The organism is Mesorhizobium sp. M0185 (assembly GCF_040322175.1).
Lineage (GTDB): Bacteria > Pseudomonadota > Alphaproteobacteria > Rhizobiales > Rhizobiaceae > Mesorhizobium.
On sequence record NZ_JAMYSY010000035.1, the window covers coordinates 1 to 25,924 of the forward strand.

Annotated in this window: 20 protein-coding genes and 1 pseudogene; 10 read left to right on the forward strand and 11 right to left on the reverse strand. The window is 57.3% G+C overall.

The window, feature by feature from the left end; all coding sequences use genetic code 11:
- Positions 1-148 precede the first annotated feature (148 nt).
- The 6 genes from NKJ20_RS23710 to NKJ20_RS23735 form a co-directional block, all read right to left on the reverse strand.
- Complete coding sequence (locus tag NKJ20_RS23710; protein WP_352747396.1) at positions 149-1,354, reverse strand: TadE/TadG family type IV pilus assembly protein; 1,206 nt, start codon at positions 1,352-1,354, stop codon at positions 149-151.
- 132 nt (positions 1,355-1,486) lie between these two features.
- The gene (locus tag NKJ20_RS23715) at positions 1,487-2,131 is read right to left on the reverse strand and encodes an alpha/beta fold hydrolase (protein WP_352747397.1); all 645 of its coding nucleotides are present in this window, start codon (positions 2,129-2,131) and stop codon (positions 1,487-1,489) included.
- A 427-nt stretch (positions 2,132-2,558) separates the two neighbouring features.
- On the reverse strand, positions 2,559-4,811 hold the full coding sequence (locus tag NKJ20_RS23720; protein ID WP_352747400.1) for a CapA family protein: 2,253 nt from the start codon (positions 4,809-4,811) through the stop codon (positions 2,559-2,561).
- A 77-nt stretch (positions 4,812-4,888) separates the two neighbouring features.
- On the reverse strand, positions 4,889-6,346 hold the full coding sequence (locus tag NKJ20_RS23725) for a Mur ligase family protein (RefSeq protein ID WP_352747403.1): 1,458 nt from the start codon (positions 6,344-6,346) through the stop codon (positions 4,889-4,891).
- Positions 6,347-6,422: 76 nt separating this feature from the next.
- Entirely contained in the window at positions 6,423-6,905 is a 483-nt protein-coding gene (locus NKJ20_RS23730) for a hypothetical protein (protein WP_352747405.1), read from the reverse strand.
- 46 nt (positions 6,906-6,951) lie between these two features.
- Positions 6,952-9,162, reverse strand: coding sequence for an ATP-grasp domain-containing protein (locus NKJ20_RS23735; RefSeq protein ID WP_352747408.1), 2,211 nt, complete (start codon positions 9,160-9,162; stop codon positions 6,952-6,954).
- 612 nt (positions 9,163-9,774) lie between these two features.
- Between NKJ20_RS23735 and NKJ20_RS23740 the strand changes: the two genes are divergently transcribed.
- From NKJ20_RS23740 to NKJ20_RS23750, 3 genes are all read left to right on the forward strand, one after another.
- Positions 9,775-11,301, forward strand: a complete 1,527-nt coding sequence (locus NKJ20_RS23740) for a hypothetical protein (RefSeq protein WP_352747411.1) — start codon at positions 9,775-9,777, stop codon at positions 11,299-11,301.
- 105 nt (positions 11,302-11,406) lie between these two features.
- Positions 11,407-13,002 carry an ATP-binding cassette domain-containing protein gene (locus NKJ20_RS23745; RefSeq protein ID WP_352747413.1) on the forward strand — a complete coding sequence of 532 codons (1,596 nt, stop codon included), beginning with the start codon at positions 11,407-11,409 and terminating at the stop codon, positions 13,000-13,002.
- Positions 12,999-14,330: an HlyD family type I secretion periplasmic adaptor subunit gene (locus tag NKJ20_RS23750; protein ID WP_352747414.1), complete on the forward strand. Its 1,332-nt coding sequence runs from the start codon at positions 12,999-13,001 to the stop codon at positions 14,328-14,330. The genes NKJ20_RS23745 and NKJ20_RS23750 overlap by 4 nt, the downstream gene beginning before the upstream one ends.
- A 566-nt stretch (positions 14,331-14,896) precedes the next feature.
- Here the strand turns inward: NKJ20_RS23750 and NKJ20_RS23755 are convergent.
- A pseudogene (locus NKJ20_RS23755) lies at positions 14,897-15,328 on the reverse strand (integrase arm-type DNA-binding domain-containing protein); the annotation flags it as partial.
- An 826-nt stretch (positions 15,329-16,154) separates the two neighbouring features.
- On the opposite strand from NKJ20_RS23755, the gene dctP reads away from it, so the two are divergent.
- The 3 genes from dctP to NKJ20_RS23770 all read left to right on the forward strand — a co-directional run bounded on the left by dctP (position 16,155) and on the right by NKJ20_RS23770 (position 19,806).
- Positions 16,155-17,273 (forward strand): TRAP transporter substrate-binding protein DctP, encoded by a 1,119-nt coding sequence (gene dctP, locus NKJ20_RS23760; protein ID WP_352747416.1) that lies wholly within the window; start codon positions 16,155-16,157, stop codon positions 17,271-17,273.
- Between the two features lie 109 nt (positions 17,274-17,382).
- Positions 17,383-18,432, forward strand: a complete 1,050-nt coding sequence (locus tag NKJ20_RS23765; RefSeq protein WP_352747418.1) for a TRAP transporter small permease subunit — start codon at positions 17,383-17,385, stop codon at positions 18,430-18,432.
- Between the two features lie 42 nt (positions 18,433-18,474).
- Positions 18,475-19,806, forward strand: coding sequence for a TRAP transporter large permease (locus NKJ20_RS23770; protein WP_352747478.1), 1,332 nt, complete (start codon positions 18,475-18,477; stop codon positions 19,804-19,806).
- Between the two features lie 168 nt (positions 19,807-19,974).
- Here the strand turns inward: NKJ20_RS23770 and NKJ20_RS23775 are convergent, their stop codons facing one another.
- Entirely contained in the window at positions 19,975-20,097 is a 123-nt protein-coding gene (locus NKJ20_RS23775; RefSeq protein ID WP_352574874.1) for a hypothetical protein, read from the reverse strand.
- A gap of 71 nt (positions 20,098-20,168) precedes the next feature.
- Between NKJ20_RS23775 and NKJ20_RS23780 the strand changes: the two genes are divergently transcribed.
- Positions 20,169-21,164: a hypothetical protein gene (locus tag NKJ20_RS23780; RefSeq protein WP_352747481.1), complete on the forward strand. Its 996-nt coding sequence runs from the start codon at positions 20,169-20,171 to the stop codon at positions 21,162-21,164.
- 1 nt (position 21,165) lies between these two features.
- Entirely contained in the window at positions 21,166-22,641 is a 1,476-nt protein-coding gene (locus NKJ20_RS23785; RefSeq protein WP_352747421.1) for an FAD-dependent oxidoreductase, read from the forward strand.
- A gap of 24 nt (positions 22,642-22,665) precedes the next feature.
- Here NKJ20_RS23785 and NKJ20_RS23790 read toward each other — a convergent pair whose 3' ends face one another.
- Both NKJ20_RS23790 and NKJ20_RS23795 read right to left on the reverse strand, forming a co-directional pair.
- The gene (locus NKJ20_RS23790; RefSeq protein WP_352458289.1) at positions 22,666-23,136 is read right to left on the reverse strand and encodes a YbhB/YbcL family Raf kinase inhibitor-like protein; all 471 of its coding nucleotides are present in this window, start codon (positions 23,134-23,136) and stop codon (positions 22,666-22,668) included.
- Positions 23,137-23,185: 49 nt separating this feature from the next.
- On the reverse strand, positions 23,186-23,623 hold the full coding sequence (locus NKJ20_RS23795; RefSeq protein ID WP_352747423.1) for a DUF2267 domain-containing protein: 438 nt from the start codon (positions 23,621-23,623) through the stop codon (positions 23,186-23,188).
- Between the two features lie 113 nt (positions 23,624-23,736).
- On the opposite strand from NKJ20_RS23795, the gene NKJ20_RS23800 reads away from it, so the two are divergent.
- A complete protein-coding gene (locus tag NKJ20_RS23800) occupies positions 23,737-24,369 on the forward strand; it encodes an Hsp20/alpha crystallin family protein (RefSeq protein ID WP_352747426.1) in 633 nt (210 codons plus the stop codon).
- A gap of 88 nt (positions 24,370-24,457) precedes the next feature.
- On the opposite strand, the gene NKJ20_RS23805 is transcribed toward NKJ20_RS23800, so the two are convergent.
- Positions 24,458-24,868, reverse strand: coding sequence for a CBS domain-containing protein (locus NKJ20_RS23805; RefSeq protein WP_352458287.1), 411 nt, complete (start codon positions 24,866-24,868; stop codon positions 24,458-24,460).
- 222 nt (positions 24,869-25,090) lie between these two features.
- Here NKJ20_RS23805 and NKJ20_RS23810 point away from each other — a divergent pair, with 222 nt between their 5' ends.
- Positions 25,091-25,918, forward strand: a complete 828-nt coding sequence (locus NKJ20_RS23810; protein WP_352747428.1) for a phosphoribosyltransferase — start codon at positions 25,091-25,093, stop codon at positions 25,916-25,918.
- Positions 25,919-25,924: the final 6 nt, after the last annotated feature.

The window sequence follows — 25,924 nt, forward strand, 5'->3', positions numbered from 1 at the left end:
CCAACCGAAGAGCTGCGCACAGTCATGCCCGCTCGGTCATTTCGGCCATGCATATAACGGCAGCCGCCGGGAATGGTTGGTTGGTCCGAGCCCAATGCAGCAACAACAAAGATATAGCCCTGTGCCGAGCACTGACATCAGTATTGCTTCAGCGAAGGAGCACTATTCCTAAGTCTCCAAGGCCTTTCGGCGGAGTCGCACCATACCAGTCCAGGGCCACACTCGAGTTGCCACCATAGAAAAATTGCCAGGCAACAATCCAACCTGAATTGGCAGTCGACTTCAGGTCTTTTGTCCCTCTCATCCGAAAACGATGGTGGGGCAGGTAGATAGCCCCTTCAATTAAGTAGTTTTTGTTTCCGGATAACGAGACCGTTGGCACAGAGGGCGTAACTGTGCGTGACCCGAAGATAGCGATGCCAGCGTAAATGCCGCTCGTGGGAGCCGAAATCCTTATGCCCCCTGGGCCAGCTGCCTGAATAATGCTTGACCCGGAGTCGACGAATATCGTGACTTCGTCGCCCGAGAGATTCATATAGCTGCCAATGCTCACTGTTGCGTTTTGAAGATAGTGAACTCCGGGAGAAAGTACGACATTTCCATTGAGGTCGATGTTTCCACAGAACACCCGGCCGGCCGGAATGGTAACATCGGAAAGCATCTGATTGCTGTAATCACAACCGTTCGGAGGAACGGGCTCTGGTATATTGACAAGCGGGTCGGCGAGCAGAGGTTGGTTGGTTTTCGGGACGATGGTGTAACCGCCGCCTTGGTAATTGCCCACTACAGAGATTTCCCTGGCGATGAACTTTCCGGTTCCATCGTGCCTCAGCGCCCTTGGACTGGAGGAATTCACTTGGATACCGCAATTTGGCACCGAAAGGCCCCCGGAACCCATTACCGTCAGCGCTCCATTTGAGGCAGGATCGAGGACATAGAAGCAATAATCTGGCGCGGCTTTTCGGGCCGTTGCCGCCACGTGAAGGTTAATACTCCGAATTCCAGCAAGACTCATGAAAGCGGTTGGCATTCCAGCTGAGATTTCAACCGCCGCCTCTCGCGTCCCAGCAGTAGGAGTGGTGATGCTCACCCCAACGACAGCGCCGGTCACGAAGGAGCCATTGGCCAGCGCCCAATTCTTCGCGGCGTGGACGGCTTCTTCGTTTCCTCCATCGCTCTCGACAGCAGCAAGAGCCGCCGAATCGGCCATCTCCTGCAGCTTGGATTTCCAGGAAGCGGCATTGGTAAAGTCTATGCTGAGGCCCAAGGCCAAGCTTAGTGGCACAGCCAGCAAGGCGGTCGTTACGGCAAAGGTCCCCCGCTGGTTGAGCACCAGATCTTTCAGCTTCCGCATGGAAAATGCCCTCTTCTGGAGAACACTCAAGATCGAAGATAATTTGGATTATTCTCGACCAGAGCCCGATTTGCCGAGCGACGGATTGAAAAAATTAACTATCAGAGGAACCTGATCCCAGCTGCTGTTTTCTCATTTAAGACCAAAGGCTTGCTCAGCCTGATCGGACCGCAACATGTCACTTGCCGAATGTCCGACACCAGGCAAAATCAGCAGGCGCCAGTTTAATGGCCACCCATTAGCCGTCGCGACAGCTTGCGCCAGCTCAAATGTGAACTCACCCCTTTCCAAGCGTGTCGCTCCCTGACGCATAGCAGCGGCGCTTTCGCTCAAATTCTCATCACCTGTATCGTCCTCTCCGAGGTAGATCGTCATTGGCAGCGCTAGATAAGCCTTTAATTGCTGCGTTACTTCTGTGGAACTGTATAAGCATTGCGGCCCGTTGGACGAAGGCGCACAGCCGAACCCGTAGGCAGCGGCCTCTGCCAGCGACGGCAGCACATAAGTGGACGGATTGGCGACCACCAGTCTATTCCCATCAGCAAGAGAGTATGCCGCCACGCGGGATATGAATTGCCCTCCCGCCGAGTGTCCAAACAGATAATAGGGGGCTGCCGGTAAGCCCTCCCGCACTCTCGCCCAGCTCACGAGGCCCTTTACATATCCAACCGTCCATTGATCCTTCGGCTGAATCACGCTGTAGTGAATGACCCCACCCCGCTGGTACTTCCAGCTAGGGAAGCGCTCCTCATCGAATAGCGGCGAAAAGACGATCATACAGTTTCGATCCGCAAGAGGTTGCGCATAGTCTCTATAAGATGAAGCAGTCCGACCCACCCCATGAAAAACGAAGAGGATCGATGGGTTGCTGCAGTACTTGGGGTGATAGGTGTATACCGTCAACTTCGTCCCATTGACGGTTGCTGAGGTCGAACCCTTGCCGACTTTCCAGGCAAGGGCCAAGCCTGAATGCATCAAGCCACAGCCCAGGATGGCTGCGACTAACAGACGGATTAAGAATCGCACCTGTCGCTCCTATGGACAATCAGCCACGAGTGGATAGCGTATTAGTGGCAGCTAAACAAAACAAAAACGACCAATTGGTAAAGACTTCGTTTCAGCATATCTGGCCCCAGGCAAAATCCCCGAAAGCGCCGTGAGAATCGAGGCCCCTGAGCTAAACATGGACGCGCGTCCATTGACCTCAGCACGCGGGAATAGATAATCTAAGGCATCTGTCTTGGACGGTTGCGGCTATATCGGCGAGTCCAGGCGACAGCGCGAGCAACCGGTCGATTGTCGCGCGGCCAGCCGCTCCGCCCATCACTTTTGGTTGGTAATCAACGCGAGGATCCCGATTTTGAACGTAGGTAGGATAAATATCCAAATCTATTTTTTTTATGCCAAAGCGAAAGCATGGCAGGATACATTCACCCTTGCTGTTTCCAGATCCAAAAGCGAGATTTCCAACGCTGTATAATATCGGCCGGCCTTTATAGATTTCGACCGGCTGGAGGATGTGCGGATGATGGCCTATGACTGCATCAGCTCCCAGGTCGATAAACCGCCGTGCTTTCATGCGGTCTTCCTCGGTAGGTTGGCGCTGGTACGGTATACCCCAATGCACCATCACGGCGATCCGATCGACCAGCGGACGCAGTCGTGCGAGGTCCCGCTCGACGAACTCGGGTAGGTCTTGTGCGGAGCCAGGCATGTCGCCCCGGGCCGCGGTTCGACGGTTCCAGTAGTATCCGAGAAGTCCGATCCGGATATCCACGCCATCAAAAATCGCTGGATCGTGCGCGGTATCCTGGTTCCGGCCACCGCCGTACGGTTTGATGGAGTGTCGCTCCAAAGTGTCGAGCGTCTCAAGGACGCCACCTCGACCGCAATCCTGAATGTGATTGTTCGCGATGGTCATCGCGGCGAACCCAGCACGGCGCAAGACAAAGGCTGACTTGGGATCGACCTTGTATGAGTAGTTCCGAGTGGTCTCTGCTTTCTCGGAGTTAGAGGAGAACGGCCCTTCAAGATTTCCTGTTATCAAGGCGCAGCGCCGGAAGATCGGCTGGACCCAGGCGAAAGGATAGTCGGGGCCGAATTTCCGGATACGATGCCGCATCCGCATTCCCGTCATGACGTCTCCGACCGCTACCAGATTGTAAGGGGCGCTGGCGGACGAGGAGAGGAACAGTTCAAGTTGGTCGGGGTCTATCAGATCGGTGTCGTCCGGAATTATGACCTCTGCAAATGTTTCGCGAATTCTTGCTACGTGGCGCTGGACGTCTTCGGACTCACTCAACCGATAAGGAAGTGGCGGAACCGAAGGTTGCAGTGCATCAAAACTAAAGCCTACCCCACGCCTCTGAAATACATTGCGGATCAGCGTTTCGTAGCGGCTGCGGAATCTCGTTCGGTCCACATGAAGCAAACAAGAGGCAAAATTCTCGGGAGACGACCTGATGGCGCGAGTTCGAGCCCGGGAGGGGGCGTACGGACTGTCAGAAAGTCGACCCATCGCCAAAAGGGCAGCGATAACTAATGAAGTGCAGGTACGCTCGTCTCCGGGAAAGGCCTTGTGCAAATCCCACATTGCCCCCGCCATGACCCGCGCGACCAGCGCCTCCGCTGCCGGCATGGCGGCATCGTCCAAGTGGGAATCATTGGCAAGAGTATCAGAGGGTACGAACTCTGCATCGTGGCGGAGATGCCAGCACCATATGTGGGGCGTCGAGAGCATCGAGGCCGCCAGGTACGTGCTCAGGGCGTACTCAAGCGCGCCCGGCCTGCTGAAACTGGTGCACGGCGCATGCAGCCGATCAGCTTGGATGTCAGCGGTGTGGCGCAGCACGTGAAGTGCGAATGCCTGATATATGAAACTGGCATTGTGGGATGGGCCACAGAGATAAGCGCCGCCTGAAATTCGTGGCAGCCACCCTTCCGTGGTGACGGAAAGCCCCGGCCCAAACAGCAATTCCCCACAAACCGGAATCGAAAAACGGTCGAGATTTTCCATTCTTGCGGGATATCGGTACTTGGCTCCCTTGACGGGCCCCCAGCCGGCGGCATCCTTCTGCGCAGCCCGGCCGTCTCTCTTCGGCTGGTACGCATTGATGACCGCCCTGACCTTCGGCAAGGGGTTCTCCCCAAGTGAACGAAGCACCTCGTTCATGCGCTGAGCCATCAACGAGATGTGATAGTAGACGTTGACCTGACCGAAGCGTCCGGCAGCATCATAACCTTCCTGTCCACCAAGAATTCCGCCCCCAAAAGGGTTGAAAACATAGTTGCCGTGTTCGTCCGGCAGAGTTTCGCTCTTCCGGCCAGTTGACCAGCGCATCTCTGCCACTGGCAATCCGGCCGGGGAACCATTGCCAATCACATCCACGTACCGCCCGAGCAGGCCTCCTGGCCCTGCGGCGTTTGCGTCTAGAAAGGGTAGTTCAACCTTGCTCAAATGGACCCGCCCGCCAGTAAGGTCCGAATCGCAACGCTCCCAGACGTAGACAGAGCCAATGGCCATACCTGCACCGCCTACTGCAGGGGCCACAATCTGTCTCGAATAACCTGAGACAGTTCGCGTATTCGGGTTCCCCTATGCGACCCTTTTAGAAAAATTAGGGTGTTATCGACAAGCGACGAACGTATAAGCGAAACTACGTGCACGGGGTCGCTCGACTCGACTGCATTCACGCCATAACATCTCAAGGCATCCGCAAGCTGCTCTAATCCATTGTCGAACAAGACTACTGAAAATGGCGAAAGGCGCCAGATTTCTTCGGCTAGTGTATCGTAGACAGTGATCTCCATACCCTCTATATGAACAATCTTACCAACTATTATCACGATCCTCGACACACAATGCTTGTTCATTTGCACATGATCTAATGCACTCCGGAATGATACCAGCGTAGCATTGTGGGAGTCGTCGAGAAAAGAAACGCGCATTTGTTCAATCGTCGTCGTGTGCGACTCCATCTTCCGACGCGCCATTTTCAAGTGGGATATGCCCTCGACCAACTCACTGAAAGGTAAACCAAAATCCGAAGCGCACTGCGCAGCCAGTGATAAGTTACTTAGTTGACCCGATCCGACGACTGACACATCGGCTTCATCGGATTTAGAGCCGCAAGATATACTAATGAGGCTCGAAGCAACACCAGAACGAAGCAAATTTATTGCGATTGCTCCTGCGTTCAGCTGGCCGATTATTGTCAATTGCCTGCCATCGGCCGCTGCATCGAGAATTTCGTGGCATTGGATTTCGAATGGACGATATGCACGACCGTCATCTGGTAGGGCTGAAAATAATTTTGATTTCACCGCCGCAACACTTTCAGCAGTCGGTGTTCGCGACGTAAGGTTTACCCCAATAGAAGTTATGATGGCGTCATGATGCCTAACCATTTCTACAGCAGAGCGACCGCGCATGCCTAAAATCGCTCCTCCACTGACCTCAATCACTGCAAATTCGTCCTCGGACGACAGGTTGGCCAAATTGAACGCAATTCCTTCAACAGTATTCCAGTTTCCGACAGACGCGTAAGTAGGTCCTTTTATATTTAGAAGTGCTCCAAGAAAATCTTTCGTCGAGCTTTTTCCAGCAGTACCTGTGATTGCAACAATTCTACCGGAGAAGCTAGCTCGTCGGTGCTCGGCCATTGCAAACAAGGATTCGTACGTGGATTCTACGACCAAGACCGGCAAATCGGTCTTGGTCGTAGGTACCTCAGACGTCACGATCAGGAGACCTGGTACAGAACCAAATCTAAGGATTAGCTCATCTATATTCGAACGGTGCTGCCCAGACCCATCAATACTTTTGGTGGGCCACCCACGACCCACCACGTGCAATAGAACGGCACGTTCCTGAACATAACGGACAGGAAAGGTCACCCTCGTGTACACTGATCCGAGGCTTGGCTCGATGTGCCATCTTCCCCCCGTTACCCGGATGATCTCTTCTGCGCTCCAGACAGATCGATCGTTCATCCAGGCCTCACAAATCCTTATGATCTACGTGCCCCGAATTCGCGTCGGGGACAGATTAATGCGCTGCGACTTGGGTCTACTGACCCCTCGCCAGCCGCTCTTTTCTTCTTGTTTTCCCGTTTGCTGCGCTTCCGGCCATCGCCGTTAGCTCACCGTTGTCCGACGAATTGTGGACGTCACTTGATTCACCAAGCTCTTCCCGAGCGTTGTCCAGCGCCTTCGCCAGAGATCCCTCCCTGATCAGCTTCAGTTCTTCCGCCGCCATCTTCGATTTTGACAAAGGCCATTTGTCGAGGGAGGCGGCGCGCACGAAGCCGTAAGCCGATGGCATACGGACCATCAGCCAGCCTAGCTTCAACAATTCCTCCGTGAAGCCTTTCACGAACGCTGCCCCGCCGACACGCCGTCCAGTTAGGCGCCTGAATGTCTTGTACGACATTCTTGAACGGGTTCGCGGCTGTCCCGCTTTGTTTGTGGTGCGTTTCAAGGTCAAAGCAACCAGTGTCGCCGCATCATTTAGCGAAACAATCGGTGTGGCAGTTGGCGAAACAGTATCCATAACTTTACTCTCCTTTGTTTCAGCAGAATCGATAAACTCATTACTGCTATCGAACGTCGTTCGTCTCAGGCCGAACCGAAGGAACCGGGGGCACTTCATCGAACCAGCCATCCTTTTTTGCCAAATACGACATTACCATTGCGTGCATGGCAGCCCTTATTTGCGGTGGCCGCGACTGAGACATAGATGCGACGGGTTCCGCGGCTAGCTCACCAGATCTCGACACAAGCGCCATTTTGGTGCCCGATCCGTCAGTGCTCCATCTCAAAGTTAGAACCAAACCACCACTCTGTAGGTGCCGACGTAGGTCGGTATCAATATCAGGCTCGGAACTGACCAATATTAGCCGCGTAGTCGGCAAGGTCGACAGCGCACGGCGGGGCCATTCATCTTCGCTGTTGACAATGAAATAACCCTGGTTGCCGCACTGCAACACCCGCTGAGCGAGATCTTCGAGAACTGTACCATTATCTGCATCCGTTCGAGTCATCGAGACCGCACGGCAGGCACCCAGACAAAGACCGCTCGCCCAAAGTCTGTCTGGAGAGGCTGCATAAACCAGGGCTTCCAGGAACGGGTCTCTGGCCAGCATTTGCGGGGTTGTCCGCCGGCCAAATTCCTGGGGTACAGTGTTGATGTAAGCGCCTCTTTTCGACAAGAGACCAACTCTTCGCCCTTCCGCCTGGAACCGATGATCGATTGCTGTCGCCACCGCACCAGTGTGTCGATCGCCAATGACGAGTACGGTGGCGATTTCCGATGAGCCCGGCTCATTGTACATATTGGCCAGGATTATCTCACTCACATCTCTCGAGATCCCCGCTCGCGGCCAAAGATGAAACTCGATCCCCGGCCGTGCATTTACCTCGATGACAGTGCACCCGACCTCTTTGTAAGATCTTGCAATGTCGGGCATGATGAGGTCTATCCCGGCAATACTGAGGCCGATGACCTTGGCGATGCGCTCGCACAGTTGCTTGTTATCCGGATGAACGGAGCTTGTAACATCGACCGGGATGCCTCCACGGGCGAGGTGACCGGTAGGCCGGAGAACCAAAGGCTGCCCGGAAATTGGGACGGACTCCGGCGTAAGACGATGCAAGGCTAGATGCCGCAGCAGCTCATCGTCAATTTCTACAGGAGAAAGACGTCTCCCGTCCCTGTCCGGTTCTCGATTCAAATCATCGATCAGGTCGAGTATCGTTTTTTCACCGTCGCCAATGACTTGGGAGGGGCAACACATGACCGCTGCCACGAGATGAGAGTCAACGACTGTCGCTCGAAATTCCGGGCCGGCGATGAACTGCTCAACCAAGACGCCATACCGCTCTGAGTGAGGTATGTCGTGCGCTATGTCGAATGCAGCCTCAACTGCACGGCGTCCCCGCAGTTTAACCGAAACTCCCCGCCCCTGATTTCCCTGAGCCGGTTTGACCACCACGGTCTTGCCCAGCTGTTTGGCGGCAGCGACGGCCTCAGATTTGGTGCGAACGGTAATTTGACGGGGTACTGGGATCCCCGCTTGCGCCAAAAGTCTATTGCCCAGCCTTTTGTCCAAGGCCACTTTCGCCGACGCAAACGATGTAGAACCCGATATTGTTGAGAACAGCTGCTTCTGGTGCTTGCCTTGGCCAAGGCGAAGGTGGTTACGGGCAACGAACTCGAACGGGATGCGATTTCTCTTAGCTGCAGCTACCAGCACAGCGGTCGAATTTGAAAGACGCCGTTTCTTTGCCCTTTCCAGGTTTAGCTCCCGCGCCTGAGCGTATTTCGGTGCCCCGTCCTCGCCTTGCGCCGCCTCACCAACCGCTTCAACGACAGCCGAAGCAGCCGCGCGCGACATCTGCGGGTCATCCGACTCCCAAACGATCGCAAGATGGCTTTCGGACGGATCGCCTACTAGCGACGCCATCGGCGAAAACGAATAAAAATTCATCGCGCGGCGAAGCTCAAGATCAGCGGACAGGATTGCATCGGCGATGTACTGAGGGACCAAAGCGTCTTGTGCACAACCGGGGAACATTTCGGACAGCGCTGAGCGAGCCGGCGCAGTAAAATCGGAGATGCGAGAACCCGCTGGCCGCCCGACATTCAGGGTTAATTTGACCACCGTGTTCGTGCTATGCACATTCAGTCCCGATAGCACTTTAAAACTGGTAATCTCGATTTTTCCCAACTCTTCAGATAGGTTGACCATAACCCCACTTTTGACCCCCGGATGTTCACGCCCCGCCTGCTTTTCGGCCGTCTCCCACAATACAGACTTCCTGACCACGCTTCCGCTGCAGCCACTTCAAATGCATCTCGAAACGGGCACCGCATCGATGGGCATGAGCGGCTTCGGCAAGACCCGATGTGAAGGGGCGAAGATGTGGCGCATTCCACCACATTTAAGCACGCTTTATATCTGATCCCCCGCGTTCAGTCGGCCTAAACGCTATGGCCGCAGCATCCGGAAGTCGCGTTCTTATTCTCCCGCCGGCCTGATCCGGACAATGCAGCTGGATGGTATGTGGCCTCGCGGGGAGATGTCGTCATGCATTCGAATGGCAGAGATCCAGACATTATAGTGTTAATAGCCGTTGCAAGACGTCAGCTTGGGTATGTATTTTATGCATCTAATGCTAGTTATCTAATCATATTGGTTATCTAACACTAGTTATCTAATCATATTGCTTATTTAATAATCGATTGCAAGCGGAGATAAGCATAAAAATGATTTAAGCTTATAACATCGAACAGAAAAAAGACTTTTAAATGCCATCCAAGTATAAGCTGGGGGGGGGTCATGTCCGTTTCAAGAATTAAGCGCGGGCGCCTGAAGAGAGCTAAACGCGCGTTCGCTACCCGCCGGGTCGCGGCATCTCACATGCGGACACTCGTCACCGGGCCCATACAGCCCGTCGCTGGCGATCTTGTTTTGGCGCGCGTTGATGAACTCGGCAATCACAGCAGACTGGAGCTCATCTGCGGGCGAAAAGCGATCATGTTTCGCGGAGATGAGATAATCCTCTGTTATGGAAACAGGTATGCTCCTGACCAGTTCGAGGCCGTAATAGGCCCCGATCTGGGGCCGTGCGACTTGGTAGCGGGGGGAGGCATCGCGGCATGTGAGCTTTCCAGGCATGCTCGCATGCTGGCGCCAACCAAGATCACCCCTCTCGGCCTGATTGGCGACAAGTTCGGTCGCCGGCTAAACGTGTGGGATTACAAGGTCAGCTCCGACGATTTGCCCCCTTCCCTGCCGATTGTTCTGTCGCTTGGGACGTCAATGAACGCCGGCAAGACATTGACGGCAACGTCATTGGTCCGAGGGTTCAAAAAGGCGGGACTGAAGGTCGCGGCACTGAAAATTACTGGAACCGGCTCGGGTGGCGACACCTGGATTGTACGTGATGCCGGAGCCGACATTGTTCTTGATTTCACAGATGCAGGATTTGCAACGACGTATTTAGCCCCTGTAGAATTGATCGAAAAGGGCGCGTTCCGCCTACTGAACCATGCCGCTGAAAATGGATGTGATGTCGCCGTTATTGAGATCGCCGACGGGCTGCAGCAGAAGGAAACTTCCGAGCTAATTCTGGCTGAATCATTTCGTAGCATGGCTCTTGGCGCCATTTTCGCTTCTTATGACGCGATGGGCGCAAAGTATGGAGTTGATACCCTCCGCGCTGCTGGCCACAAGGTACTTGCAATTAGCGGCAGGATCGGCCGATCGCCGCTGGGAGTGAGGGAGGCTGAGGAAGCCACAGGCCTGCATGTCTATTCCCCATGGGAGCTCCAGGATGGGGCGCTCAGCCCCGTTCTAAAGGCCCGCGCTTCTGAAAAATTAGCTAACGGGCAGGGTAATAACCCATATCTTCGGCGTATTGCTGACTCCCCAAATCCAATGGTAGCCCTCGGCCAGGGTCGAGCCCATTCTTCCCAGCTGCGACTTGATTTTCTGGGGAAACTCGCGCACGAACTGGTTCAGGCAGAGTTGGGAGAAACACCTGGTCCGAGGCCCGGCGGCGACAGCAGGGCGACATGGCCCAGTCCCTTTGGGAGCGTCTCCGTCACTCTGCCCGAGATGCTATCGCCTGGCTCGAACCCCTTATTTATGTCGATTCAGGCGCCGGCTGAATTGATCGAAGCGGCAGTGCTGGCAAAAACCCGTAGGGCCCTCAAGTCATCTCTGGGCAGCCTGGTCCAAGCCCTCGGGTGCCCTCCTCTGTCCGCCACCCGAATGGATAATCTCGTGAGCGGAGCTTGGTCGATGTTGCAGGCAGTTGATCAGCAAAATGTTCATGCAGGGCCTGCGTTCAGCCCTCATGACGATTTGGACGAGATGATCATGAATTTCTCAGGGATTTTCAACGAGGGTGCCGACCAGCATGCCCCGCTTGGGCGGGCGTGAAAGACGGTGGCCTTGGTGAGAACACGCGGCCCGCGGTACAGTGCGCCCCTCAGCGAAATGTGGCGAAGATCGGTTCCTGGGTTTGCCGCCATAGTAGTTTTCGGTGTGTTTATCAATGCACTCCGATTTGCTGGTCCGCTTTATCTCATACAAATATTCGACCGAGTCATTTCCAGCCGCAGCGTAGAAACCTTGGTCGTTCTGACCTTGGCTGCCTTGCTCGCGCTGGTAGCTGGCGCTGCGCTGGAAACTATCCGCCGGCGTATGCTTTCCCGATGGGGCATCTGGATCGAGCACCAGTTGACCAGCCAATCCGTGAAGGCCGGATTGACTGCAGGCGCCGCCAATCCGCCTATCTTGACCAGTATCGAAAAGGTCTCCAGCTTCGTCGAGCGAGGGCTATCCGCCTGGCTCGACGTGTTCTGGGCCCCCGTTTTTCTGTCGTGCGTATACCTTATCCATCCGATTCTCGGCCTGATCGCGTTGGCAGGCATGGTCTTGCTGATCTGCATAAGTCTGCTCAAGGAAAAGCTCACACGAGAACCCCGCCAAGCCGAACGTGATGCTGCCAAGCAAGCGAAAGATGTGTTGGTCTCCGCGGAGAGGCACAAAGACGTGGTCGGCGCCTTCGCAATGGCAGACGCGATCGTTGGTCGGTGGGGCAGGAACAGAGTGGACGGCTTCTTGCAACGGGATCGGCTTAACGCCAGAGGATCGAGCCTTGATTCGGTGATCCGGGCGCTTAACCGCGGGTTGTCCATAGTCCTGCTGGCATCGGGCGTCTGGCTGTTCCTGAACGACGGGGCATCGCTCGGTGGGCTGTTTGCAGCACGGCTTATTGCTAGATTCGCTTATAGAATGGTGGAAAAGGCGGCTCGGGAGTTCAGAAGTCTAAGGGAAGCGCGCGAAGCATACTTCAAAATTAAGGCGGAACTTGTCAAACCATCGGACATAGAGCCGCCATTGCTTCCTGGAACGTCGCAAGGCTCGTTGGTCCTCGATGAAGTCACGTTCAGGCATGCTGGATCGAGGGGTGATGTATTCAGGAAACTGTCGCTTGCCCTCGCGCCGGGAGAATTGCTGTTGGTCATCGGGCGCGCAGCAACGGGCAAGACAACGCTTTCCCGTCTTCTGCTAGGTCTGCTCAAGCCACGCACCGGTCAAATCCGCTTGGGGGACATGAACATCACCCGGCTTCCTGACTATGTGAGAGCTGAGGTAATTGGCTACTTGCCTCAGCACGTTGAACTTTTCGAGGGAACCGTCGCGGAAAATATTGCGCGGTTTCAACAAAGTTCTATCGACGACGTAGTTTCCGCAGCAAAAATTGCTGGGATACACGAGGTTATTATTCGTTTGGGTCAGGGCTATGAGACTCTGCTTGACGACTCGGTCGGGCTATCCGGCAGCGAGCGAAAGCGAGTAGCTCTTGCCAGGGCACTGTTTCGCGCGCCGAGGCTTATTGTCCTGGACGAGCCCTTCGCCAATTTGGACAGTTCCTCCAGAAAGACGCTCGAAGCGACGGTTAGACTTATGAAGGCGTCGGGATGTTCAGTAATTGTCACCATGTCCGGACATTCCAAGCGTCTTGCGGGGCTAGTAGACAGGTCACTGATTCTAGGAGGTCGATCGCCTGAGCCCATCGAGGGTTCCGTTCGTCCCGTTCGCTTCGGGAAAACTGAATTGCGGAGCGTTAAGTGATAGGTCCGCTCGCCCTTGGCACCAAACACCCCGGCACCCAGCAAGCCGAAGATCCGCCGCCGTTTGGTAGGCGTTTAGTAATCTCTGGCTTCGCGATAGTCGCTGCCTTCTCGACCGCGACCGGCATGTGGCTTGTCGCGGCACCCATCCAGGGTGCGGTCGTGGCTACCGGGATAGTAAATGTCGCGTCTAGCGTAAAGACGGTTCAGCACCTCGAAGGCGGCATCATATCAGAGATATTGGCTCAAGAAGGAGATCGCGTGTCGCCAGGCCAGGTGTTGATACGATTGCAAAACACCGCTTCGACGGCCGCTGCAAATGAAATCAAGGCGCAGTGGTACGAGGCGAAGGCTACCGAAGCGCGCTTGGTCGCGGAAAGAGATGGAAAGGACACGATCGAAATTCCGCCTGAATTGAAAGTGTCCGGCAAATTGGCAGCGGATGCTGTTTCCGGGCAGGAGAGTGTCTTTCGGACACGTCAAAACCTCTTCAGAGAGCAGCTCTCCCTGCTGCAGCAAGCAACCGGAAGCATGGCGAAGGAGATAGAGGGCTTTGAAGGACAAGTCGTAGCGGCTACTCGGAAACTGGCGCTAATCGAGGAGCAATTGGGCGATGTCCGCAGCCTATATGAAAGGAAGTTGGTGATCAGGACACGCCTTGTAGATTTGGAAAGAGAAAAGGCAGACGTGGGAGGTGCCCTAAGCGGGTATGTAGCATCGATCGGCGCGACCCAGCAAAAGATGGAGGAGACGAAATTCAAGATCGCCGAACTTAACGCCTCGACGACGGCCGATATTGTCGAGGCACTCGGAGAAACACGCGCCAAAATATACGAATACGAGCAGCGAATGGCCGCTGCTGATGACGTGGCGACGCGTACCGAGATACGCGCTCCTATCGGAGGCACCATAGTGGGACTTAAGGTCCACACGAATGGGGGGGTCGTAGCGGCCGGAGAGCCGCTAATGGACATCGTCCCTCAAGAGGACAACTTCGTTGTTGTCGCGAACGTTGACCCCCTCGACGTCGATCAGGTGAAAGTAGGGCTGCACGCGACTGTTTGGCTGAGCGCTGTGAGCAGACGTTACCAGCAACCGATGAGCGGTGACGTTCGCACTCTTTCAGCTGACCGACTAATTGACCCTCGGACCGGTCAAGCTTTCTATTCAGTTCGAATTGTTCTGAGACCGGAGTCTTTGAAAGCAGCGCCTGTGGCATTGCAAGCTGGGATGAGCACGCAGGTCATGATCGAAACTGGAGCGAGGTCAGCATGGGAGTATCTCAGCGCTCCTGTCTACGCCGCTATGGGTCGCGCTCTTCGTGAATAATGAGAACGAGCAATAAAAAAAGAATTTTTAGCTCAAGTTAAAGTATAATTTTGGCGAATATAATGTCTTATTCCAGAATTCGCGGGACCAAAAGAGAGCTAAACGTGAATTCTCTACCCGCCGGGTCGCGGCACTTCACATGCGCACACTTGTCACCGGACCCATACAGCCCGTCTCTGGCGATCTTGTTTTGGCGCGCGGAAACACCGCTTACGATTTTCCTTGCTATAGTACTTCATATGGCGCGCCGGCAAGCGGACTCTGCTCACCGGCAGCAACGCAGCTTGAATTGGCAGATCGACGAGTGTGGGGAAAGGCGGTAGCGCTCTACCGACTCGATCTCCCGAACACGTTTGATGCCGCTAATCCTTGCCGCTCATCAGCTCAGAAAGTAGGCGCCTGCTGGGAAGGACGGGTCAGGCGCGAAGCCTCGTTTGATTCCCTCGCGACCGCCCAGCTTCGAGCATCCGACGTGAGATTGCTTCCTTTTGCTGTCGCAGGTGATCGCTTCAGCAGCTTGTTGCGCGTGATGTAGCCTGCGTTAACCCCCGGGATCGAGTGGTTCATCAGAAGATGGACGTCCAACTCCGCAACGCCTGCAGCCTGGGCGATTGTCCGGAAAGTCTGCCGCAGGTCATTCCCCATTTCGACAGATCGCTGCGTTTCTCCTTGTGCTCGATGACGTGACCGCGTTCGCTCTCTGATGGCAAATCAACCTCGGCAGCATCGCCGCCCGGCTTGCGCGTCGACGCGCGAGGGTCAATGCCGTTGGCGATCTTGCCGAGAATGTCCTTGGCCTTCGCCCGCGCCGCGCGCGTTGTGAGTTCTCCGACTTCGGCAACCTTCATTCGGACGGAAAGGCGCCGCCCCGCCTTCCTTCGCTCACCCTGAACAACGAATGTCTTTTGCCGTTTGCCCACGAGCACCATGAAGCCCGGCAGATCGGTGTCTCGGGCAAAATATTGGTCTGAGGACGCCGGCTCGAGGCTTGCGACGGCGCGGTCTGTAAGGGCGAGTCGAAGGTCTGTCGTGAAATTAGTACGGGATTAGTACGGCAATTGCGTCGTGCTGCATCTGGCTGAATCTGTTGGTTTGTCTACGCCATCATAGCCGCTCAATACGAAAACAACAACAACTTGAATATGTTAGCGGCAGCGCAATCGTACAGCGGCCTGCATTTGGAAACAAAGGAAAGGCCGTCTGACAAATTCCTAATCTGTAGGTCACAGGTTCGATTCCTGTCGGGATCACCACGCTTTTTCAAGTACTTCGCGCGAAATTGCCGCCATACTTTTTTCTGAGGAATAGTACGGCGAATTTCTGCAGATCCTATGGTTCTGGCACGATCAGCGCCGCACGACCGGAAGTTGGAGAGTTCTTTGGAATGAAATCCAAGCCGCAATGCAGTCAGCGCTCCAAATCCGTTGCATTGCCTTTGCCACCAAGGCGGCAGTCAGCACCGCTGGCGTTTCGACGCAGACCAGGACCATGGAGTGCAGTCACCTGGCCAATGTTTCGGCTTGAGAAGCAGGGACGGAAGCCGCACCGAGCTTCGTATAAGCCGAAGGAACGCCGCGTTGACTAGCCGATAACCCACTAAAACCGTGGATTTATTGAAACCGCACGAGCATATTACGGGTCGGGCGCGCAGTGGTTGAAAATGCTTGCGTCGCGCTATGTCATTTGCATGCTGCGCCGTTTCTTTCTCTGTCGTTCGTGGCGCTGGCATGCTGATCCCTCAAAAAGGATGTGTCATTAGTTTTCAGTTTTTGAGCCCGGCGGTGGGCCTATCGTTTGTCCGCTTGCCGAACAGGGAGGAAGACAATGGACGGAGAATCGCATTCCAAATCAAGGCGAAGCTTTCTGAAGTCGAGCGGACTTGTCGCCGGGCTGACGGCGACGACGGTTACCGCTCCCTGGGTTCGAAGGGCAGGAGCCGCTGACACAATCATCTGGAAAATTCAAACCTCGTGGCCGGCTGGCGTCGGACTTGAAACTTTCCAGAGCTGGTGTGGGACCATCAAGGAAAAGACCGGAGGCCAACTCGAATTTCAGCCGTTCAAGGCAAAGGACATCGTTGGTGACTTCGAACTCCTCGACGGGGTGAAGAACGGCGTTCTGGAAGCGATGAACTCGTTTTCACTTTACTGGGCCGGTAAGCTTCCCGCTGCGGCGTTCCTCTCCTCTTACACGATGGGGCTACGCTATCCGCACGAATGGGACATCTTTTTCTATTCGAAAGGTGGTCTGCAGGCCGCGCGCGACCTTTATGCGAAACAAGGTCTTTACTACGTCAACCGCATTCATCACGGCCCGAACATCATCCACTCAAAGACACCGATCCGCTCGATCGAGGATTTCAGAGACCTGAAGCTGCGCGTACCTGGCGGCATGATCGCCGAGACATTCGCAAAAGCCGGCGCCAAGACGACGCTGCTGCCGGGCGGCGAGGTGTTCTCCGCGCTGGAGAAAGGCACGATCGATGCAGCCGACTACACTGGGCCGGCGGTAAACTGGGCGCTCGGGTTCCAGCAGGTGACCAAGTACATTTCCATGGGCCCAGCCGGTCTGATGTCCGTATACCAGCCCGTCGACCTGATGGACTTTGCCGTCAACATGAATGTCTGGAACCAACTCCCGGACAACCTCAAGAAGTTCGTGGAAGACGAAATCCAAGTCTATTCCAATGTCCATTTCGGGGCCATCCAGAAGGCCGACATGGAGGCCTGGCAGAAATTCCTGGATGCCGGCATTGAAATCAATCGGCTTGGACCGGAGGACCTCCAGAAGTTCCAGGAAATCGCGGTGCCAATCTGGTTCGAGTGGGCCAACAAGGATAAGGACGCGGCGCGCATCTTCAAACTGCAGCTTGAGGTGATGGAGAACCCGACCGTCGGTTACGTTACGCCGGACATGTATCAGGGATTGTCGATCAACCTCTGAGGCTCTCCGCGCCCGTCCTGTCCGGGCGGGCGCACTCTCCTGCAAGAGGCAGTCGCCGATGCCCTCACTCACATTTGTGCTGCCGCACTGGCTATACTGGTCAAGCCTCGTGCTTTTCCCGCTCGTTGCGGTCTTCCTTGTCCATCGCGAGCGGGCACAGCGCGATGCCGGCCGTCCAAATCTCTTTCTTGCTTACCTGTTCCTGGTCACTGCAGGCTTCCTCGGCATGCACCGGTTTTATCTGAAGAGCAGGTGGGGATTCATTTTTATCCCGCTGTTCATTGCAGTGCTTTGGACGAGCGCCCAGGTACGCGACGGACGTGAGGCAGTGTCGCTCGCGCGATCCCAGAGCGAACACGCCGAAAGGCTGTTGCCGCGTGCCAAGGCAGATGTAGCAGCCAGCAAAGAAGGCGCTGCCAATCGCCTGGCGAAAGCTGAGGCAGACGCCACGGTGGCGCGCGATAATCTGAGCGCCGCCGCCCATGGGCTCGAGCGCGCCAACAGCATCGGCCGAATTGCCGGACTTCTGCTTGGTCTCGCTCTCGCAGGCGACGCCCTTCTAATACCCGGTCTTGTGCGGCGCGCCCGCACCCGTGAGATCGAGCGCGCCGCGGCCGACCATCCGCTCGTAGTCGATGTGCCAGCCACGCCCGTCAAGCAACCGCTCGCGTTGTTCCAGCCGGTCGACTGGCTGGTACGCGTGACGGGCGAGTTCGTCGCGTATTGGTCGGTTCTCGCAGTGGTGGCGTACTACTACGAAGTGGTGGCCCGTTTTGTTTTCAACTCACCGACCAACTGGGTACATGAAAGCATGTTTCTTATGTTCGGCATCCAGTACATGCTGGCAGGCGCCTATGCCTACCGTGACGAAACGCATGTCAGGGTAGACATCGTCTACAGCCATCTCTCCGAACGCGGTCGTGCTGTCTGCGACATCATCACCTCGGCCTTCTTCTTCTTGTTCACCGGCACCATGCTGGTCACAGGATGGCGATTTGCGAGCGATGCCACGGCGGTTGGCGAACGCTCATTCACCGAATGGGGCATCCAATACTGGCCGGTAAAGCTCGCGATCCCCATCGGGGCAGCGCTCCTGTTGCTTCAGGGCCTATCCCGGCTGATGCGAGACATCGCCACTGCATTTGGAAGGGTCGGCTGAGCGATGGGCCTCGAGCTTCCGATCCTGTGGCTCAGCATATTGATGTTCGGGGGTCTGGGCGTACTTTTGCTGCTCGGATTACCGATGGCCTTTTGCACCGGCAGCCTTGCCGTGCTTTTCCTCTTTCTGTTCGGCAATTCGGCCATGCTGAACATGCTGCCGTCTCGGGTCTTCCCGTTCATGACGGATTATCAGCTCTCGGCGGTGCCGCTTTTCATCTTCATGGCCGCGATTCTCGAGAAGGCGGGCATCATCGAGGAGCTGTTCGATGTCGTCTACAAATGGCTGGGCGGACTCAAAGGCGGGCTCGCATCGGCCACGGTGATCTCCTGCACGCTGCTGGCCGCGATGGTCGGTGTCGTCGGGGCAACGGAAGTGACGATGGGCATGATCGCGCTCCCGGCCATGCTGCGCCGCAACTACGACGCCAAGCTCGCCTGCGGCTCGCTTCTTGCTGGCGGGACCCTTGGCATTCTCATACCCCCTTCCGTCATGGCGATCGTCTATGCCGTCGTGGCGCAGCAGTCGCTGGGCGAGCTTTTGATCGGGTCGGTATTTCCCGGGCTGCTGCTGTCCGGGATGTATGTCGCCTACGTGACGGCGCGCTGTTACATCGACCCCAAACTCGGCCCGGCGTTGCCGCCGAACGAGCGCATTGACTTCGCCCAAAAACTCAAGCTTTTGCGCCGGACGTTCATGCCGATACTGCTGATCCTGCTTGTGCTCGGGGTCATCTTCATGGGCATTGCCACGCCGGTCGAAGCCGCCGGCATCGGTACGTTCGGGGCTTTCATCGTCTGCGCCGCACATCGGCGCCTGACCTGGGACACGATCCGGGAGGCCTGTGTCGCGACGCTCAAGGCCACGGCGATGGTCATGTGGATATTCTTCGGCGCCACCATGTTCGTCGGTTTCTTTATCCTGAAAGGTGGGCAGAACTTCGTAGCCGAATCGATACTCGGAACAGGCTTGGCGCCTTACGGCGTTCTTGTTCTGATGATGATCATTCTGTTCGTCCTGGGCATGTTTCTGGACTGGGTGGGCATTCTCCTTCTCACCGTACCGATATTTCTGCCCATCCTAAAGCCACTCGAATTCGGCGGCACGTTTGGGCTAGCCGGTGTGGCTCCTGAAGACGTGCCACTGTGGTATGGTGTCATTTTCATGGTCAACATGCAGATGGCGTTCCTTAGCCCGCCTTTCGGCTATTCGCTGTTCTATCTGAAGAGCGTTGCGCCGCCGGAGATCTCGATGGCGACGATCTTTCGATCCGCAGTCCCCTTCTTGTGCCTGCAGGCGATCGGAGTGGGACTATGCATCGTGTTCCCCTCAATCGTCGTCTGGCTCCCGAAGGTCATGTACGGAGGCAATTGACCACATTTGCGGCTTGCCGACACCGAGGATCAGTCGAATTTGATAGCTTTTCACTTGAACGGCGTCACCTTTTTGCCTTCCTTTGCGCGTCGTCATGAGATCGCTTCTTGAAACAATCCTGCCTGCGAGTGCGGGTATATCGCACTCGACCAGTCTTGGTTATCTCGCCTACGCCGCCCCGGGAATGCCGCCCCATCTGTCCTTGCCGAGATGGCCAAGGAACCCGCCGCCGATCAGATCGTTTCGCGATAGATCAACCGGACGAGGAGAGACATGCTCGAAATTCTGCATGCTCACAATCGCGGGACACTGAACACGGGCCGGCTCTGCCAGTTCGGGGCTTGGCGCGATGCTGCGTGACGATGCTGCGTGACGTCGATTATGTCCTGCAAAAACTCGACTGGATGCGCGGCGAAGGCATCTGGCCCAACGGCTTGCGATATCTGTGGACCGATGCATTCGGGGTCGTGCTCTACGTCTCGCTTTATGCGGAAACTGGCGAAGAGCGCTGGCTGGGCGAAGCCGAGCGGCTGGTGGCCGATGTCGAGCGTGTGCTCGGCCGCCGGCGCGGACTGAGGATCGGCGAAGCGGGCGATCGCGACGGCCAGTATTTCCACTATCTGGCGATGTGGCTGTTCGCCCTGGCGCGTCTCGGCGATCTGAAGCCGGAATACCGCAAGCGCGGCATTACGCTGGCGCGGGACATTCACCCGGCGTTTGTGGTCCCCGGCCGCGGCGTGTTCTGGAAGATGCAGGAGGATTTGAGCGGTCCTTACCCCGGCTACGGCCTCGGCAGCATGGATGCCTATGACGGCTACGTCTCTTACCGAATGCTCGACGACGAGGAACTGGCGCCCGAGATCGCGCAGATGCGTGACCTGATGGAGCGCGATTGGCGCAGCCTCGACATCGACCAGGACCTCGGCCTCGGCATGATGCTGTGGCTCGCCCATTTCTTTCCCGACGAGCCGTGGGCCGAGGCCCAGACGAGGCGTTCGCTGCGAACCCTGGAAACGATGTGGGTCGACCCGCCCGGTTATTTCAGCCGCGCGCCATGGCTGCGCGATACCAAGTTCGCCTTCACCAATTACGGCGTTTCGCTCGGCCTGCAGGCCGCCGGTATCTGGCCGGGGCGTGTCGATAGGCTGAACGCCTTCTTCGAGGACTGGCGCTCCGGCGACGAATACGACCGCGAGGCGATCACCTGGGTGATGGCCTGCAGCTCGCATCTTCCCGGTGCTTTTCTGACCCGGGGTGGCGAGAGAACGATTGAAACCGACGAACCTCGGGAACGTTCCTCTGCCGGCGCGGTTGTCGATGAAAGTGCATCGAAAAGCAAAAGCAAGGAACGCGGTTGAAATGGCCACTCTCTTGGGAAAACCGGGGAGCTGTTGGGTGGCGACGGCCACCTCCACGAACTATCCCCAGCTCGAAGGTTTGGTCCGTGCGGACGCCGTTGTCGTGGGGGCTGGAATCGTCGGGCTGACGACGGCGCTTCGGCTTTGCGAGACGGGCCGGTCGGTGATCGTCTTGGAAGGCTTGCGGACAGGTGGCCAGGTGACCGGCCGCTCGACGGCCAAGATCACCACGCAGCATGCGCTGATCTATCGTCATCTCATTGACAGCGTAGGCCGGGACCTGGCGCGGACCTATGCCGATGCGAATTCCGCCGGCGCCCGACAAATCCGCGACTGGGTTAACAACTACGCTATCGCCTGCGATCTCGAGAGCAAGGACGCCTATACCTTCACCTGCAGTGAAAGCCGGCGCGCGGAGGTCGCGGCCGAGGCGGAGGCCGCGCGCCAGGTCGGGCTAGAGGCCGAGATCCTCGACCACGCGCCGCTGCCTTTCGAAACGGCCGCCGCGCTACGGTTTTCTGACCAGGCGCAGTTCAATCCGGCGATGTATCTGGTTGGCCTGGCGGAAGCGGTGACGGCCCGTGGCGGTCGGATCTTCGAAAACAGCCGCGCCACCTCGATCGACGAGGCAAGCCGCTGGCGCGTTGCCACCGATGGCGGCGCCGTTGATGCCGGGCATGTCGTCGTCGCCACCAACATGACGGTGAAGAGCCCCGTCGGCATGGCGAACCGGACGCAACCGCGCTGCCACACCGCCATGGCCTTTCGGATCGATGATCCCCTCCCTGTCGACGGCATGTTCATCGGCATCGACGACCCGACGCATTCCGTCCGGACGGGCCGTGATGCCGAAGGTCCACTGCTGGTCACGCTCGGCCCCAAGTTCAACACCGGCTGGGACGGCGACGTGGCCAAGCGGTTCGTCGAACTGGAAAACTGGGCAAGAAAGAACCTTCCGGTCGGCGACGTCGCGTGGCGCTGGTGCAATGAGGATTATGATACGGCCGACAGGATTCCATATGCCGGCGAGCCCGATCCCGCCAAGGCCGCCGGCTTCCACATTGCCACGGGCTTCAACGCCTGGGGCATCACCAACGGGACGGCCGTGGGCGCGATGATCGCCGACCTGATCTGCGGCCGCCCGAGCCCTTGGCAAAAACTCTACGATCCGGCCCGGCCCTATCCCGAGGACTTCCACAAGAACGGCCGCAGTCAATCGATCGTCTCGAGCACCCACGACATTGCGCCTGGCACGGGTGGCGTGATCGTCAGGGGAGACGAAAAGATTGCGGCGTGGAGAGACACCGAAGGCGCACTCCAGGCGGTTTCGGCCATTTGCACCCACAAGGGCTGCACCGTAACCTGGAACAATGCGGACCACACCTGGGATTGTCCCTGCCACGGCTCGATCTTCGCGGCCGACGGTTCGGTCATCCACGGCCCTGCCCGAAAACCGCTTGCCCAGATTACATTGTGAAGGCGGCGACCGACGCCGCCCGCGTCAGGCCGGCCGTTCGTAGGTTCCGACCAGCTCCGTCTCCTCCAATGCGTGTTTCTGGGCTTGCTTCCAGACCTGATGCACGCCCGCCTGTCCTGGTACGCTGAGGCTCGGCACATCGAGCGCGGCCAGCAGGAAGTGGTAATGGTGGATGCCGTGCCCTGCAGGCGGCTGCGGACCATCGTAATACGCATTGCCGAAATCGTTGGTGCCTTGCCTGAGTGCCGACGGGCCGGGCTTGCCGTCTTCGGCCTCGGCTAGTCCCCCGGCATCCGGCGGGATGTTGAACACCGCCCAGTGCCCGAAAATCCCGCTTGGTGCATCGGGATCCCGCACGACAAGAACAAGGCTCTTGGTACCATCCGGGACACCGGACCACTTCAGCGGCGGCGAGACGTTCTGGCCGTCACGCGCATATTTTTCGGGAATTCTTCCGCCTGCCCGGAACGCCGGGCTGATAAGGGTGAGTGGCATTGCTATTTCCCCAAGGAGGTTGCGACCGAGAAGCCCGCGCCTGCGCCGTTCACGCCGCTTGCTGAGCTTCGGCGACGCGTCTTATCTCGCCTGGCAGGGATTCCCAGACCTTGTGCATCTGTCCTTCTCCGACGTGATGGGCGAGCACCTTGGACACGACCCTGAATGCATCCTTGGAATCGACCGGACGGGTAAATTCCAGCTCCGCCTTGATCTTGGCCAGAAACTCGTCGAGCGACCGCATCTTCTCGGGAGCTTTGGAAGGCTGATATTGGTCATAGAAGGCGCCGCGCACCAGGATCGGCAGCTGCGAGCCGAGGTGGGCTGCAAGATCCGGCTGCATACGGTCGCGCAGGGCGTGCAGCACCGCTCCGAGAACGTGCCAGGCGACCTGCCGATCCGGTCCAATCTCGTCCATGATCTCGTCGAGCCAGATGTTTGTGGTCTGCTGTGTCTTGTCGAATACGTCGAGTCCGGTGGCATTCATCGAAATCCTCCTTTCGTTCAAATCCGACTAGGTGATGTGACCAAACAGCCGTACCTGCCCGTTGTTCCCCGATGCGCATGTCCTGATGCGCATTTATTGTCGGAGGTCCCGTCATGAGGGAATTCGGGCCGGCTTTTTTGCCGCTGTTTTTCGACCACCTTTCTTGGCTGGCACCCGGAACATCCTCATGGGTGGACGAGTTTTGTTTGCCCGTGGCCGATCACATGGCGACGAGTGATGCAGACACAAAAAACAGGAGAAGAACCATGGCACATCACGATTTGGCGCCCCGGACGCCATCGCGCAGCCTCTACCCATCCGCGCGCGACCCGCTCACGTCATTTCACCGGCAGATCGACCGCCTGTTCGACGACTTCTTCGCGCCGATGGCCGAAGCGACTACGGCCGGCGATCTTTGGCCGAGCGTCGACGTACATGAAACAGACCAAGCCTATAAGGTCACCGCCGAATTGCCGGGGCTCGAGCAGAAGGACGTTGAGCTCAAGCTGCGCGAAAACACCCTCTTTATTACGGGCGAGAAGCGTTCGGAGCACAAGGAAGGCGAAGGCGGCCGCACCTACAGCGAACGCAGTTATGGCCGGTTTCAGCGGACCATCCCGCTGGAAGCGGAGATCGATGCCGACAAGGTGCAGGCCACTTTCAGGAACGGCATTTTGGCTGTCGAGCTTCCGAAGAACCCCGCTGCAAAGGACAAGACACGCCGCATAGAAGTGAAAGCGCGATAGTTGCCAAACTGAAGGCTGCCTGAGCAGGCGGCGTTCAGCCCAGATGGAGAAGAACGGCGAGCACGGCGGCAACCGCCCAGGCGAGCGTCTAGCGCCGGGGATCGTCCGTTGCCTCGGAAACGCCTTCGAGAGCGATTTTGGCGGCTTCCTTATCGGTCCGCCCGAGGTCGGCCAGGGCAATGACGCCGACGAGGCGCTTGTCGTGATTGATCACCGGAAGACGACGCACCTGATGCTTGGCCATGATCTTCGCCGCATCGGTGATATCGGCGTCATCGAAGCACCAATAGACATGCTCGGACATGACCTCGCGAACGGTCGTGTTGCCGGCTGAGCGCTCCTCGGCGACGCCGCGCATCACGATGTCGCGGTCTGTCACCATGCCGACCAGCCTGTCATTCTCGCCGACCGGAAGGGCGCCGAGATTGTCGGCCCGCATTTTCCGGGCGGCATCCCTGATTGTCGTGTTCGGGCCGACCAGTTCGGTCCGACGGCTCATGATCTCCTGAACTTGCATGGGATATTCCTTTCCCTGATTGCTGAGGCAACAAGTCGCCAGACGGACCTGTTGCCACGCATCGCTAGATTGCCAGCTGGCCGGACGAGGCATGTACGGATCACTATCTTCGATCTTCCCGATCCGCGCTGAGGCGCGTGCCGGTGCCGGCACCTCGCGATCGAAACTATTCTTGGAACGTCCAGGCAGCGAGCGAGTTCCAAAATGGTACCGGTGCCGCAGCCATCCCACGGAATGTGGACGCAGGCTGGTGAAAAAACATCCACCGGGAAAACAGATGCACGCGGATTGAAGGTCATGGCTATCATCTTTTCAGATCGCCGCGAGGCCGGGCGGCAACTCGCCGGGGAACTCGTTCGCTTTGCCGGCCGCGACGATGTGATCGTATTGGCGCTGCCCCGAGGCGGCGTGCCGGTCGGCTACGAGGTCGCGCAGGCACTCAAGGCACCGCTCGACGTCTTCGTCGTGCGCAAGCTCGGCGTCCCCGGTCACGAGGAACTGGCCATGGGGGCGATCGCGCCCTCAGGTGTACGTGTCCTGAACGACGAAATCGTCAACGGTCTCGCGATCCCGCCACATGTCATCGACGCGGTCGCTGCAAAGGAGGAAAAAGAGCTTCTGCGCCGCGAGCACCTCTATAGGGACGGGCGACCCCCACCGCAGTTGAATGGACGAACCATTATCCTCGTGGATGACGGGCTTGCGACCGGATCGACCATGCGGGCCGGGATCAAGGCGCTGCGAAAAAACCACGCCGCCCATATTGTCGCGGCCGTTCCCGTCGGTAGCCCCGACACTTGCGACACGATGCGGGCGGACGCCGACGAGGTCGTTTGCGCGACGACACCAGAGCCGTTGCTGGGTGTCGGGCGCTGGTACGTGGATTTCTCGCAGACGAGCGATGAAGAGGTCCGCGCGCTCCTCGCCAGGTCCGTGCCCAAGCCTGCGGCTTCCGACAAGCCTGCCGCTTCCGAAGAGGAATTGGCTGGGCGCGCGAGCGCGGGTCCGGCGCCTGGCACCAGATCGACATAGCGGAGG

Bases quoted from the DNA above. Each gene is read 5' to 3' on its own strand.
- NKJ20_RS23805 (WP_352458287.1), bottom strand. From the start codon at position 24,868: ATGAGCCGTCGGACCGAACTGGTCGGCCCGAACACGACAATCAGGGAT.
- NKJ20_RS23775 (WP_352574874.1), bottom strand. From the start codon at position 20,097: ATGCAGAATTTCGAGCATGTCTCTCCTCGTCCGGTTGATCTATCGCGA.
- NKJ20_RS23770 (WP_352747478.1), top strand. From the start codon at position 18,475: ATGTTCGGGGGTCTGGGCGTACTTTTGCTGCTCGGATTACCGATGGCC.
- NKJ20_RS23790 (WP_352458289.1), bottom strand. From the start codon at position 23,136: ATGCCACTCACCCTTATCAGCCCGGCGTTCCGGGCAGGCGGAAGAATT.
- NKJ20_RS23800 (WP_352747426.1), top strand. From the start codon at position 23,737: ATGAGGGAATTCGGGCCGGCTTTTTTGCCGCTGTTTTTCGACCACCTT.
- NKJ20_RS23740 (WP_352747411.1), top strand. From the start codon at position 9,775: ATGCGGACACTCGTCACCGGGCCCATACAGCCCGTCGCTGGCGATCTT.
- NKJ20_RS23795 (WP_352747423.1), bottom strand. From the start codon at position 23,623: ATGAATGCCACCGGACTCGACGTATTCGACAAGACACAGCAGACCACA.
- NKJ20_RS23715 (WP_352747397.1), bottom strand. From the start codon at position 2,131: ATGATCGTCTTTTCGCCGCTATTCGATGAGGAGCGCTTCCCTAGCTGG.
- NKJ20_RS23710 (WP_352747396.1), bottom strand. From the start codon at position 1,354: ATGCGGAAGCTGAAAGATCTGGTGCTCAACCAGCGGGGGACCTTTGCC.
- NKJ20_RS23725 (WP_352747403.1), bottom strand. From the start codon at position 6,346: ATGAACGATCGATCTGTCTGGAGCGCAGAAGAGATCATCCGGGTAACG.
- NKJ20_RS23810 (WP_352747428.1), top strand. From the start codon at position 25,091: ATGGTACCGGTGCCGCAGCCATCCCACGGAATGTGGACGCAGGCTGGT.
- NKJ20_RS23780 (WP_352747481.1), top strand. From the start codon at position 20,169: ATGCTGCGTGACGTCGATTATGTCCTGCAAAAACTCGACTGGATGCGC.
- dctP (WP_352747416.1), top strand. From the start codon at position 16,155: ATGGACGGAGAATCGCATTCCAAATCAAGGCGAAGCTTTCTGAAGTCG.
- NKJ20_RS23730 (WP_352747405.1), bottom strand. From the start codon at position 6,905: ATGGATACTGTTTCGCCAACTGCCACACCGATTGTTTCGCTAAATGAT.
- NKJ20_RS23785 (WP_352747421.1), top strand. From the start codon at position 21,166: ATGGCCACTCTCTTGGGAAAACCGGGGAGCTGTTGGGTGGCGACGGCC.